General features: G+C 73.4%; 11 protein-coding genes and 1 tRNA gene. 6 read left to right on the top strand and 6 right to left on the bottom strand.

Annotation, left to right across the window (positions count from 1 at the left end; genetic code table 11):
- Positions 1 to 187 precede the first annotated feature (187 nt).
- Together AC07CM_RS17820 and AC07CM_RS17825 are read left to right on the top strand one after the other, a co-directional pair.
- A complete protein-coding gene (locus tag AC07CM_RS17820; protein WP_478877325.1) occupies positions 188 to 1,699 on the top strand; it encodes a long-chain-fatty-acid--CoA ligase in 1,512 nt (503 codons plus the stop codon).
- An 86-nt stretch (positions 1,700 to 1,785) separates the two neighbouring features.
- Positions 1,786 to 2,559, top strand: coding sequence for a sulfite exporter TauE/SafE family protein (locus AC07CM_RS17825; RefSeq protein WP_478877326.1), 774 nt, complete (start codon positions 1,786 to 1,788; stop codon positions 2,557 to 2,559).
- Here AC07CM_RS17825 and AC07CM_RS17830 read toward each other — a convergent pair.
- A complete protein-coding gene (locus AC07CM_RS17830) occupies positions 2,548 to 3,327 on the bottom strand; it encodes a TIGR01458 family HAD-type hydrolase (protein WP_478877327.1) in 780 nt (259 codons plus the stop codon). The genes AC07CM_RS17825 and AC07CM_RS17830 overlap by 12 nt on opposite strands.
- A gap of 60 nt (positions 3,328 to 3,387) precedes the next feature.
- On the opposite strand from AC07CM_RS17830, the gene AC07CM_RS17835 reads away from it, so the two are divergent.
- Positions 3,388 to 4,134, top strand: a complete 747-nt coding sequence (locus AC07CM_RS17835; RefSeq protein WP_478877328.1) for a cobalt-precorrin-6A reductase — start codon at positions 3,388 to 3,390, stop codon at positions 4,132 to 4,134.
- Positions 4,135 to 4,186: 52 nt separating this feature from the next.
- Here the strand turns inward: AC07CM_RS17835 and cobF are convergent, their stop codons facing one another.
- Positions 4,187 to 4,966 (bottom strand): precorrin-6A synthase (deacetylating), encoded by a 780-nt coding sequence (gene cobF, locus AC07CM_RS17840; protein ID WP_478877329.1) that lies wholly within the window; start codon positions 4,964 to 4,966, stop codon positions 4,187 to 4,189.
- Positions 4,967 to 5,027: 61 nt separating this feature from the next.
- Entirely contained in the window at positions 5,028 to 5,549 is a 522-nt protein-coding gene (locus AC07CM_RS17845; RefSeq protein WP_478877330.1) for a DUF309 domain-containing protein, read from the bottom strand.
- A 105-nt stretch (positions 5,550 to 5,654) separates the two neighbouring features.
- Here AC07CM_RS17845 and AC07CM_RS17850 point away from each other — a divergent pair.
- Positions 5,655 to 5,728, top strand: a tRNA-Pro gene (locus AC07CM_RS17850).
- Between the two features lie 371 nt (positions 5,729 to 6,099).
- On the opposite strand, the gene AC07CM_RS17855 is transcribed toward AC07CM_RS17850, so the two are convergent.
- Entirely contained in the window at positions 6,100 to 7,107 is a 1,008-nt protein-coding gene (locus AC07CM_RS17855; RefSeq protein WP_478877331.1) for a DUF2278 family protein, read from the bottom strand.
- A 197-nt stretch (positions 7,108 to 7,304) separates the two neighbouring features.
- Here AC07CM_RS17855 and AC07CM_RS17860 point away from each other — a divergent pair, with 197 nt between their 5' ends.
- Together AC07CM_RS17860 and AC07CM_RS17865 are read left to right on the top strand one after the other, a co-directional pair.
- Positions 7,305 to 8,087, top strand: coding sequence for a hypothetical protein (locus tag AC07CM_RS17860; RefSeq protein ID WP_478877332.1), 783 nt, complete (start codon positions 7,305 to 7,307; stop codon positions 8,085 to 8,087).
- Between the two features lie 185 nt (positions 8,088 to 8,272).
- Positions 8,273 to 9,436 (top strand): macro domain-containing protein, encoded by a 1,164-nt coding sequence (locus tag AC07CM_RS17865; RefSeq protein WP_478877333.1) that lies wholly within the window; start codon positions 8,273 to 8,275, stop codon positions 9,434 to 9,436.
- A 6-nt stretch (positions 9,437 to 9,442) separates the two neighbouring features.
- Here AC07CM_RS17865 and AC07CM_RS17870 read toward each other — a convergent pair whose 3' ends face one another.
- Positions 9,443 to 11,047 carry a hypothetical protein gene (locus AC07CM_RS17870; RefSeq protein ID WP_478877334.1) on the bottom strand — a complete coding sequence of 535 codons (1,605 nt, stop codon included), beginning with the start codon at positions 11,045 to 11,047 and terminating at the stop codon, positions 9,443 to 9,445.
- Positions 11,048 to 11,050: 3 nt separating this feature from the next.
- Positions 11,051 to 12,262, bottom strand: coding sequence for a protein phosphatase 2C domain-containing protein (locus tag AC07CM_RS17875; RefSeq protein WP_478877335.1), 1,212 nt, complete (start codon positions 12,260 to 12,262; stop codon positions 11,051 to 11,053).
- Positions 12,263 to 12,436 lie beyond the last annotated feature (174 nt).

Here is a 12,436-nt window from a genome sequence, read left to right on the forward strand (position 1 = left end):
TCGACAGCTGGGGGGGGGGTGGGGAGACGGGAGGGCGTGTGGGGGGAAGGGACCGGTCACCCCTTCCCCAAGCCCCCCCCCCCCCCCACCCGGGGTCCTTCCCCCCCACGACCTGGCGCTTCCCGCGGGGGCTCCCCGGCAAGGGGATTCGGAACCACAGCCGCAGCAAGGAACGGAGCAGCACTCCATGGCAACCCTGTCCGTCGTCGCCATCCTCGCCGAGAACGCCAGGCGGCGTCCCGGCAAGACCGCCCTCGTCGAGGGGGACCTGCGGCTCACCTTCGCGGACGTGTGGCGCAAGGCGCTGGCCCAGGCGGGCGCGCTCACCGGCCTCGGCGTGCGGCCGGGCGACCGGGTCGCCCTCATGGCCCCCAACACCGCCGAGTTCCCGGTCGCCTACTACGCCGTCGCCGCGGCCGGGGGGGTCGTCGTACCCGTGCACCTGCTGCTGTCGGCCGGGGAGGTCGAGCACGTCCTGAGGGACAGCGGTGCCACGCTGCTGCTGGTCCATCCGGCACAGGCGGCGACCGGACGGGCCGCCGCCGAGGCCACCGGCGTTGAGGTCCACATCCTGGGTGAGGAGTTCGAGAAGCTCGCGGCCGGCGCCGAGCCACTGACCTCCTACGTCACCCGGGCCGCCGACGACCCGGCGGTGATCTTCTACACCAGCGGGACGACCGGCGTCCCGAAGGGCGCCGTGCTCAGCCACTTCAACCTGGTGATGAACGCGACCGTCAACGCCTTCGACGCCAACGACATCCGCGCCGACGACATCGCGCTCGGCGCGCTGCCGCTCTTCCACGCATTCGGCCAGACCGTGTCGCTCAACTCCACCTGGCGGGCGGGCGCCACCCTCGTCCTGCTGCCCCGCTTCGACGCCGCCCGCGCCATCGAGCTGATGGTGCGCGAGGGCGTGAACACCTTCCACGGCGTGCCGACCATGTTCGTCGCCCTCGCCGCGGCCGCCGCGGACGCCGGCGCGCTGCCCGAACTGCGCGTCTGCGTCTCCGGCGGGGCCTCGCTGCCGGTGGCCGTACTGGAGCGGTTCGAGGCCGCTTTCGGGGCGAAGGTCTACGAGGGGTACGGGCTGTCGGAGACCTCGCCGACCGCCACCGTCAACCAGCCCGTCTTCGGCACCAGGGCCGGCACCATCGGCCACCCGCTGTGGGGCATCGACGTGGAGATCGCCCGCGCCGAGGTGGAGAGCCGCATCGAACTGCTGCCGCCGGGCGAGCTGGGCGAGGTCGTCATCCGCGGCCACAACGTCTTCTCCGGCTACCTCGGCCGCCCCGAGGCCACCGCCGAGGCCGTCGTCGACGGCTGGTTCCGCACCGGTGACCTCGGCACCAAGGACGAGGAGGGCTTCCTCAGGATCGTCGACCGCAAGAAGGACGTCATCATCCGCGGCGGCTACAACGTGTACCCGCGCGAGGTCGAGGAGGTCCTGATGCGGCATCCGGAGATCGCCCAGGCCGCCGTCATCGGCCTGCCCGACGAGCTGCACGGCGAGGAGGTGTGCGCCGTCGTGGTACCGGCCCAGGGCACCGCCCCGGACGCCGCCGCCGTCACCGAGTGGTCCAAGGAGCACCTGGGCCGGCACAAGTACCCGCGACGCGTGGAGTTCGCGGACGCACTGCCGCTCGGGCCGAGCATGAAGGTGCTGAAGCGGGAGCTGCGGGCGCGGTACACCGGCAGTTGAGGCGGGTCCGGTACGGAGGTCGTCAGGACCGGCCTGCGAGACGGTCCGCGCGGCACCGGATGCGTGCGCATAGCATCGGACCTCGCATGAACACGATGACGCTCTGGCACATATCCGGCTGGGAGTTCGCCGCCCTGGCCTTCGCGGCGCTGCTCGTCGGCTTCTCCAAGACCGCCGTCAGCGGGGCCAACACGGTCAGCCTCGCGATCTTCGCGGCGGTCCTGCCCGCCCGCGCCTCCACCGGTGTGCTGCTGCCGGTCCTGATCGCGGGCGACGTCCTCGCCGTCCTCACCTACCGGCGGCACGCCCACTGGCCCACGCTGTGGCGGCTGTTCCCGGCGGTGGCGGCCGGCGTGGTCGTCGGCACGCTGTTCCTGGTGTGGGCCGACGACGGGGTCGTCCGCGTCTCCATCGGCGCCATCCTGCTGCTGATGGCCGGTGTCACCCTGTGGCGGCGGCGCCGGGCCGCGGCGCAGGACGCGCCGGACGCGGTGACCACCCGGGCGGGCCGGACGAAGGCCCGCTCGTACGGCGTCCTCGGCGGGTTCACGACGATGGTCGCGAACGCGGGCGGTCCGGTGATGTCGATGTATCTCCTCTCGGCGGGCTTCCGCAAGCTCGGCTTCCTCGGCACGTCGGCCTTCTTCTTCCTCATCGTCAACGTGTCCAAGGTGCCCTTCAGCGCCGGACTCGGCCTGATCGACGGCCGCTCGCTGCTCCTCGACGCCGCGCTGCTGGTGTTCGTCGTGCCCGGTGCGTTCTTCGGCAAATGGGCTGTGAACAGGATCAACCAGCGGTTGTTCGAGCAACTGGTGATCGCCGCGACGATCGTGGGCGGCGTCCAGCTGCTACTGCGCTAGGCCCAGCAGCGCCGGAAGATCCGCGAAGGAGTCCAGGACATGGTCCGGAGTGCCACTCGCGCCCTCGTGTGTCTCCGGCCGGTACTTGCCCGTCCTGACCAGAACCCCCGTGATTCCCGCCCGCTGGGCCGCCAGTACGTCGGACTCGATGTCGTCGCCCACCATCAGTGCCTGGTCCGCGCCCACTCCCAGCAGGGCCAGCGCGGCCTCGAAGAAGGCCCGGGACGGCTTGCCCGTGACCTCCGCCTCGACCCCCGCGGCCCGCTCCAGCCCGAGCAGGAAGGCGCCCGAGTCCAGTTGCAGCCCGGCGTCGGTCCGCCAGTACAGGTTGCGGTGCATGGCGACCAGCCGCGCACCCCGCTGCAGGTGCCCGAAGGCCCGGTTGAGCGCCGCGTAGTCGAACTCGGGCCCGGCACCGCCGAGAACGACCACATCCGGACCGTCCTCGACCAGCGTGACCGCGCCGAGGTCCGCGCCGACGTCCCCGCTGTTGAGGAGGGCGCAGCGGGCACCCGGAAAGTGCTCGGCGAGGTGGACCGCGGTGACGGCGGGCGCGGTCAGCACGTCCTGCGCGCTCACCTCGAAACCGGCCCCCGCGAGGGTCTCGGCGATCGACGCCCGCGTGCGGGACGTCGTGTTGGTCACCAGAGCCACGCCGAGCCCGGCCGCGCGGATCCTCCGCAGCGCCTCCACCGTGCCGGGCAGCGGCCTCCAGGAGACGGTGAGGACACCGTCGATGTCGATCAGGACGGCACGCACGGATTCCATGGCTGGACCCTAGCGACCCGGGCGGCCGATCGGCCCGTACGACCTCGTACGCTCACTCCCATGTCCCCGCACGTCCTGATCCTCGGCGGCACCACCGAGGCCCGCCGGCTCGCCGCCGACCTCGCCGCCCGTCCCGGCGTCCGGGTCACCACCTCCCTGGCGGGCCGGGTCGGCCGCCCGGGGCCGCTGGCGGGCGAGGTACGGATCGGTGGCTTCGGCGGAGCGGAGGGCCTCGCCGACTGGCTGCGCGCGCACCGCGTGGACGCCCTTGTCGACGCCACCCACCCCTTCGCCGAGACGATCACGGCGAACGCGGCGCGCGCGGCCTCGGCCACCGGGGTCCCCGCGGTCGTGCTGCGCCGTCCCGGCTGGCGTCCGGGTCCCGGCGATCGCTGGCACGACGCCGGGTCCCTGGCCGCCGCCGCCGACGCCCTGCCCCGCCTGGGCCGCCGGGTGTTCCTCAGCACCGGCCGCCTCGGCCTCGCGGCCTTCGCCGGTCTGACGGACCTGTACTTCGTCGTCCGCTCGGTGGAGCCGCCCGAGCCCCCTCTGCCGCCGCACACCGAAGTGGTCCTGGCACGCGGTCCGTTCACCCTCGCCGAGGAGACCGAGCTGCTCCTCGCCCACCGCGTCGAGGTCCTGGTGACGAAGGACAGCGGCGGCGAGGCGACGGCCGCGAAGCTGACGGCCGCACGGGAACTCGGCCTGCCCGTGGTCGTCGTACGCCGGCCCCCGCTGCCGGACGGCGTGACGGCGGTGCCGGACGTGGCCTCCGTGCTCGACCGACTGGGCCTCGTCGGTCCCTGACCACCGAGCCCCGGCCCGAACACTCGCCCGCGGCCCCTGGCCCGCCTTCCGGTCAGTCCTCCCCGGAACCCGGATGCCTGCGCAGCAGATACGTGTCCATGATCCACCCCTTGCGTTCCCGGGCCTCCGCCCGCAGCCGCTCGATGCGCGGGCCGGCCTCGGTGAGCGGACCGGAGACGAGGATCTCGTCCGGGGTGCCTATGTACGCGCCCCAGTAGATGTCGATGTCCTCCCCGGCGTACTTCCGGAAGGCCTGGTGCGCGTCCAGCATCACGACGACGTCGTCCACCCCCTCCGGGAAGCCCTCCGCCAGCCGCCGCCCGGTGGTGATCTGCACCGGCCCGGCCACCCGGTTCAGCCCCGTGCGGTGCCGGGCCACCAGCGAGGAGACGCTGCTGATGCCCGGCACGACGTCGTACTCGAACGCCACCGCGCCCCGCTCCAGCACCTCCTCCAGGATCCCCAGCGTGCTGTCGTACAGCGACGGGTCCCCCCACACCAGGAAGGCCCCGGTGCCGTCCTCGCCCAGCTCCTCGGCCATCAGCCGCTCGTAGATCCCGGCACGCGCACTGCGCCAGTCCTCCACGGCCGGCGAGTACGCGGCACCGCCCGCCGCACGGTCCCGCTCCGGATCGCGGGCCGCCACCACCCGGTACGACCCCTCGGCCAGATGTGCGTCCAGGATGTCCCGGCGCAGCTGGGTCAGGTCGCTCTTCACCTCGCCCTTGTCCAGCAGGAAGAACACGTCCGAGCTCCGCAGCGCCTTGACCGCCTGCAGGGTCAGCTGGTCGGGGTCGCCCGCGCCGATACCGATGACATGAATCTTTCGCACACCCCGAGTCTGCCGCATGCCACTGACAGTGAGCGCACCGCCTCCACCTGCCCGGAGCCGCTCAGGGCGCGAGCCGAGGCGCCTCGGTCCGCGCGTCGACGGGCCCCGCCCCCCGCTCCACCCGCCCGGCCAGCTCCCGCGCCCACCCGGCGAGCCCGGCGGGACTCATACCGTACGGCCGGTCCTCCCCGCTCGCGGCCGCCCACTCCTCGATCGCGCCCCCGCCGCGCCGCAGCAGCCGGGCCCCACCGGTGGCGTTCCCGCGGGCCGCGTGGGTGAGCCCCACCGCCAGCTGGGCCAGTCCCCGCCACAGCGCGCGCTCGTCGGCGGGCCCCGACTTCCAGGCGTCCTCGAACACCTCGTGGGCGTGGAAGGGCTTCCCCGCGTCCAGCAGCGCCTGCGCCTCCGCGACCGTCTCCCGCGCGGTCCGCACGACCCCTTCCGGCTGCCGCGCGACCCCTTCGGCCCCGTACGGCAGCGGGCGCCCCAGCCCGTCCCGCGGCCGGGCGCTGCGCGCCCGCCCGTCCACGTCCCGGTCCCGGCCGCCCGCCGCCCGTCCCGCCGCTGCGCCTGCGTTCGTCATACGACCGATTGTCCCCACCCGGCCCCGGGTCCTCTTCGGCGCACCCCCGCCCGTGGGGTAAAGTGCTGTTCGCGCGATCACGCGGGTCACCGCGGGTAAGCGCATCGGGACGTGGCGCAGCTTGGTAGCGCACTTGACTGGGGGTCAAGGGGTCGCAGGTTCAAATCCTGTCGTCCCGACTTGTGAAGTCGCAGGCCAGAGGCCGTGTCGGAGAAATCTGACACGGCCTCTCGGTCATTCGTGGGGACCAATTGGGGACCAGCGCGCTTGACTGCGCCGAAGCGCACCTTGACCCAGTCAACCGAAGGCGACGCCGCCGTGGGCGGCGGTGGGCGAGTACGGACCGCAGCGGGCCCCTCAAGGCTGGGGCACACCACGCGGCCGCCCGCTGGGCCGCCCACCGTCGGCCTCCGTCGCCGAGGATGCTGGAGACAGTGGTCAGGGCAGCGGTCGAAGGTGGTCCGGCCGAGGTCGGCGCACGAAGGGCCGCGCCCCGCCGGAATCAGGCGGCGGGGCGTACCGGTTGTGGCTGCTGCGGAGTGATGGCGTGTCAGAAGGTGATGGTCCGGCCCTCGCGTCGGGCTTGTTGCGCGGTGTAGGAGACGCCGTGGACCTTGAGGCCGTCGGGGTTGAGGAGGGTGATGGTGCCGCCTTGGTCGCCGAGGCGGAACCCGTTCTCGGCCGGGACGGTGAGGGTGGTGCCGGGCGGGAGTGGGCCGGTGGGGAGAGGGAGGGTCTGCCGGTTCTGGTCGGCAAGGTGCCATCCCTCGAGTTCGACCGGGGCGGGGGAGGCGTTGAGCAGGGTGATGGTCTCGGCCTCGGGCGCGGGGCCGACGGGATTGACCAGTGCGGCCATGATCCGTACCGGTTCCTCGTGGTCGCCGGGGCGGTGCGGTGCGGTGCCGATGGGGTGCCCGGTGGTGTTGTCGGTGTGCCAGGCCTGGGACTGGAAGGCCAGAAAGACGGCGACCCAGCGGTCTTCGGCGGGCAGGTGCAAAAGCAGGGCTCCGTCCTGCCGGACTCCGTTGTCGGAGCGGAAGCGCCCGCTGTTGCCCTGGTTCATGTGGATGTCGTGGACGCCGTTGCCGGGCTGGAACCCGAACACCTTGTCGGCGGCGCCCGTCTCGGGCCCCCATTGTTGTCCGAAGGCGTAGAGGGCGGTGGTGGGATCGGCGATGGCCCGCTGCACGTAGTGGTCGAGCAGATCGGCCAGGTCATTGTCGGCGCCCACGAGGTCGGGCGGGAGGGACCGCATCGAGGCGGGGTCGAAGAGGTTGCCCCGGATGAAGTCCAGGGCGGCGGTGCCCGGCTGCGACGGCAGGGCGGTCCATCCGCTGCCGGCCGGGGGAAGCAGCTCCGTCACGGGGTGGCGGAAGTCGTCGTCGGCCAGGTAGAGCAGCTCCGAGGGGGCCTGCTGGGACTCGACGTTGACCGCGGCCCGGTAATGGGTGCCGGCGTCGTCGGTGAGGTGGATCTGGTAGTGCGGGGTGTCACTGGATCCCTCCCGGCGCCGGTCGACGGCGCGGGCTGCCAGCACACCGTATCTCTTCAACGGCATGACTCGTCCTCCGAATCGGTGGGAACGGTACGGCCACGGGTGGTCGCACCGAGGGAAAGACCGGGTGCAGGAAGGTGTCCGCTGCGGTGACGGAGCGGCGCGGGCGCCCCGCTCGGCGTGTGGTTCGGAGCGTGACCCCGACCTCCCGGGCGTGTACTCAGAGTGCACGCATAATTACACTATGCGATAAAGGCACCATGGCAGAGACGCTGACGGCCGCGACCGCCGAAATCAAGATCAGCTTTTCCGGCGACGACGCCCAAGAGGCGATCGCTGCGCTCGCGCTCCGGGGTGACGGGGGTCGCCGTCGCACTATTCACTTCTGGGACAGTCCGAGGAAGGGCGTCGACGGCATCTCGCTGCCCTTCCTTGAGCTCGGGGTCATCTTCCGTCTGCGCATGGACGACGAGGACCACGGGGTTGAGCGTGAAATGGACATGACCGTCAAGTTGCGGCCGTGCCCGCCGCTGCCGCCCGAGTGGCAGAAGAACCTCAAGGATGAGGGCGAGGACTGGGAGTTCAAGATCGAGGAGGACCGGACCGGTCCCGCCTTCAAGCCCATGCTGTCCGCGTCCCTGCAGGCCGACCGGAAGGTCGATGAGGAGCTTGTCGAGTCGGCGATCAGGCCTGAGCGCGGGGCGCTGGACGAGATCCTCACCAAGCCGCAGCGCCACCTGTTGCGGGATGCGGTCGAATTGGAGAAGGGTGACCTCAAGGGTCTGAGGGCGCTCGGCCCGGTGCGCGCCGTCAGGTGGAAGCAGGACTGGGACACTCTGCCCCACTCCGTGGCCATCGAGGAGTGGACCGTCAAGGACCTGCACTTCCTCGAGGTCTCGGTGCATGCGGACATCGCCGACGCGACCAGGACCGAGAAGCTGCTCGCACAGGCCCTGCGCAACCGCGACGTCGACCTGCCGCGAACCGGCGAGATGAAGACCCAGCTCGTGCTCACCGCCCTCGCCCGCGACCTGGCGCCCTGACGACACCTCAGATCGGCTCGGCGCGCGTACCGTCCCCCGGCATGCCGCAGACGAAGGACTGCCCGGCGGACCGCGGCACGCCGCAGTCGGGATGGCCCGCAAGAACTAGTGCGGGCCGGCGCCCGGTCGCCACCGGTTCGGCGGAGTCGGTTGCCCGGCCCGGGGCCGACGGCCATCCTTGAGCCATGACCGTGGGGGAGGCGCCGGCGGAGCGCCGGACGGTGTTGGAAGCGGTGTACGAGGAACTGCGCAGAATCCGCGAACTGGGCCTGACGCGGCTCCACCGGGCCGAGTTGACGGCGTTGCGCGAGGTGCTCGTGGCGCGGTCGGCCGGTGCCTCCGACGCGGAGGTCCCGGTGCCGGATGCCGGCACGGTGGACGCCGCCTCGATCGAGGACGCCCTGCGCCGCGCCGCGCTCAGCCTGGACTCCGAGAAACACCGCACGGCCGCACTGGCCACCTTCGGTCTGTTGCCCGGAACCCTGGAACTGCCGGGCAAGGCGCGCCGGGAGCACGCCGCCACGCTGCTCGGGCTGAGCGTGGAGCACTTCCGCAAGGACCCCGAGAGACTGCTGATCCGTCAGGTGGCGCGGGCCGTTCTGGAGGACCGTGCCCCGGTGGAGGACGGGAGTCGGTGTGTCCGGGCCGCCCGTACCGCCGCTGCCGCGAGCGGGCCGGCGGTCCCGGTCCGGGCCGGACGGCACGTGGTGAGGACGGCCTTCCCGCACGGCACGGCGGCCATCACCCTGCACGTCGCACCCATCGAACTCCTCGAAGGCGTCGACGTCCTGGTCTCCTCGGAGAACGTCTACTTCGAGATGTCGAAGACCTTCCGGCGCACCGTCTCCGGCAGCCTGCGCAGGGCCGGTGCGGTGAAGGACGCGGGCGGGCGGATCGTCGACGACGTGATAGCCCGTCAGCTCGGCACCTGGGGTGAGCGGACCGGTGCCCCGGGCCCGCCGGTGGCGGCGGGCACGATAGCCGTCACGAAGCCGGGGGCCCTGGTGGCCCGCGGGGTGCGCTGGATCTTCCACGCGGCGGTCGCCGTCCCGTCCGCGACGGGCGACGGCTACGAGACGGCGCCGGAGGCCGTGGCCGAAGCGGTCCGGCGGGTCTTCGAGCTGGCGGGCGCCGAGCGCCGCACCGGCGGAGCGCCGCTGCGCTCCGTCGCCCTGCCGTTGCTGGGAGCGGGCCGCGGCGGGCTCGACGCGCGCACCAGCGCGGAGACCATCCTGGGAGCGCTGGAAGCGGCGCTCGCGGCGGACCCCGACTGGTCGGTGCACCTGGTGACCCGCAACCCGTTCAGTGCCCGCGCCGTCCTCGACGCGCTGGCCGCCCGGCAGCCGTGACCTGGCTCAACCCGCCTCGTGCAGGCGGTACTTCTGCTGCGCCCCCTTGGGGCTGTTGACGAAGACCCAGCCGTCCCGGATGACGTACCGGTAGTCGCCGTGCCGGGCGCGGTAGCCGTCCGCGGTGGCCGTGGCGGGCACGGTCATCTCGTCCTTGCCGTGCTTCTTGCCGGGACGCAGCCAGGAGCCGTCGTAGTAGGTCTTCCCGGTGCTGGTCCGGCACAGGACGATGTGGTGCAGGGACGTGGTGTAGTCGTGCAGCAGCACCGCTCCGGAACCGTGGGGGATGCGCGCGGCCACCGACGCCGGGCAGGTGATGCCGTCCCGCGTCGAGCGGATGTCGGCGGCCCCGCCGTTGTCGCGGTGGTGCAGGTGGAAGAGGAGGCCGCCCGTGCCCGTGGCCAGCAGCGCCGCTGCCGTCAGCCCCCACACAACGGGTCTGCGACGCCTGTTGGGCGGCGGAGGCGGTGGTGGGGGCGGTGGAGGCGATGGTGGTGTGGGCCGGGGCGCCGGAAGGTGTGGCCGCTGCTGCGGCTGTGGCTGGGCGGGGAAGGGAGGTCTCGGGTTCGGAGCCGGCTGGGTGGGTCGCCGGGGCGACGGCACGGGGCCGCCCGGCCGGGGCACCTCCCGGCGTCGGTCGTCGGTGTACGCGTCCAGGATGCGCACCGGGTCGGCGCGGTAGCCCGGACGACGGCCCTGGGTCAGGAAGACCTCCCGCAGGGTGTCCCGCCACTCGGCCGCCGTGGGCCGGCCGGTCGTGGCGTACGGGTCGTGGAACGCGCGGTCGAACAGCCCGCGAAGCCTTCCGTCCAGGCCCTTCGGGAAGCCGGACGCCCGCACCCAGGTGGCGCCCGGACCGCCGCCGGTCCACCGGGGGCCGCCAGGGTTGAGGAACAGCCCGCGGTAGAGCGCCAGCGCCAGGGCGAACCGGTCGCTGTACCGGTCGTGCGCCGGGATCCTGTCCCGGGAGCGGCGAGGGTCCGTCCACTCGGCCGTGGCGACCCCGCGCACCGGCGCGGGCTCCCACGGCATCAGACCGTCGCAGTCGATGAGGTAGGCGTGGGTGTCGTGCTCCCGCCAGACAAGGTTCTTCCAGGCGAGGTCGCCGTGACTGAGCCTGCGCTGCTCGAGTTCCGCGAAGATGTCGCACGTGCGGATCAGCACACCCAGCCGGACCTGGGCCGACGGGGGCGGCGGGGCGGAGCGGGCGAGGCACAGGAAGTCCAGGGTGCGCGCCCGGAGGGATCCGTCGGCGCCGCGGAACATGAAGGAGTCGGGTATGAGCGGCAGGATCACCCCCGTGACCGTGCCGCCCCGGCCGTGGATCACGTCGACGGGCCAGTTGATGGAGGACTCCGCGGTGGTCGCGAGCCCTCCGCCACGCCTGCCGTGACCCTCGGCGCGGCGCAGGGTCTCCTGCCCCACCAGGGCCAGTTGGTGCAGCCGGCCGACGTCGGGCCCCGCGGGCAGCGGCTTGCGGTACTCCTTGTAGGCGTGCGCCCGACCGTTCTCGTCCGTGCACCGGTACAGCAGGGCCTGGCCGCCGTCCTTGTTGAGCGGATCCGGCTCCACCTTGTACGAGCGCCCCAGTCGGCTGACGACCTCGCGCATCGGCTACACCTCCTCGGGGCGCGGCGGCCAGAGCACCAGGGCGGTGCGGTCGTCGTGCGAGCCCGCACGGCGGTAGCGCAGGGAGTCGGCCATCGCCGTCGCGTCGCAGGGCCTCGACCACCGAGCCGCGAGCCAGGCGCGTACCGCCGGTGAGCCGAAGACGTCCTCGGCGAAGCCGTCCGAGGCGATGACCAGGCAGCTGTTCCGGCTCTCGGGCAGCGGCGCGTACTCCGCGGCGTCCGCGGGCCCGGAGCGCGGCAGCGCCGCGGTGACCCGGTTGAGCGGGCCCTCCTCCCGGTCGAAGACGGTGTCCCACGCCCCGTCCGTCAGCGTCAGCACCGCGCAGTCCCCGACCCGTACGGCCCAGCCGGTGCCGTCGGCCGGCACCAGGACGAGGGCGGCCGTGCACGACAGGTCGCGCTCGGCCAAGCCGGGCAGGGCAGCCTCGCGCAGGTGCAGCAGCCGGGCGCAGGCGTCGTCGAGGAGGCCTCCCAGCGCCGCGTGCGGGTCGGCCGCCAGGTGGTCCGCGGTGATCGGGCGTGCCGCGCGGCACAGCAGGGCGGTCAGCAGGGTGGCGCCCAACTGCGAGGTGAGGGCCCGGGAGCCGAGGCCGTCGCAGACCACGGCCACCAGGAGGGAGCCGTCGTCCGAGACCGTGAACTGATAGGCGTCCTGGGCGGTCGTGCCGCTGTTCAGGTGGGACTGCCCGGCGAGGCTGGCCGCGCCGAGCCAGCGGTCCCGCAGCACTCCCGCGTCGGCCCGCACCCCGGGGAGCGAGGTCTCCACGGAGGACAGACGCGGGAGCGGCAGGGGCTGGAGGTGCCCGATGCGCGGGGCGTCCGTGGGCAGCGTGCGGGGCGGTTCGGCGGAGGCGGCCTCTCCGGGGCCGACGGCGCCCGACCCGGCGGAAGCGGCCTCGGCGGGGCTGACGGCGCCCGACTCCACGGCGGGGCGTCCGGGTTCGGGTCCGCTGCCGGTGTGAGCCCCGTCGGTGCCGTCAGGACGCCCCGCCACGGCGGAGGCGTCGCCGGTGACCTGCCCGGCGGCGGCCGTCACGGCGGCCGTCCCGCCGGATTCCGGGACGCCGGCCCCCGCCGACGTCCCGGAGCCACCAGCAGGGGCCTCGTCGCCGGCGGCACCCTCCGCCGGCGTTCCGTTCCCGGCGACCCCGGTCCGGCCGTCCCCCGGCGCGGTCGGACCGGTCGCCGGGACCACCGGCTCGTCACCCTGGGGCAACGGCTCGCCGGCGGCCCCGGGGGGGGGGGGGGGGGGGGGGGGGGGGGGTGGGGGGGTGGGGGGGGGGGGGGTGGGGGGGGGGGGGGGGGGGAGGGAAGGTGTGCTGGAGAACGAGCGCGTCACCGGCTGAGTCCGAGCCGCAACGAGGCTCCC

This window comes from Streptomyces sp. NPDC044061 (assembly GCF_056434305.1).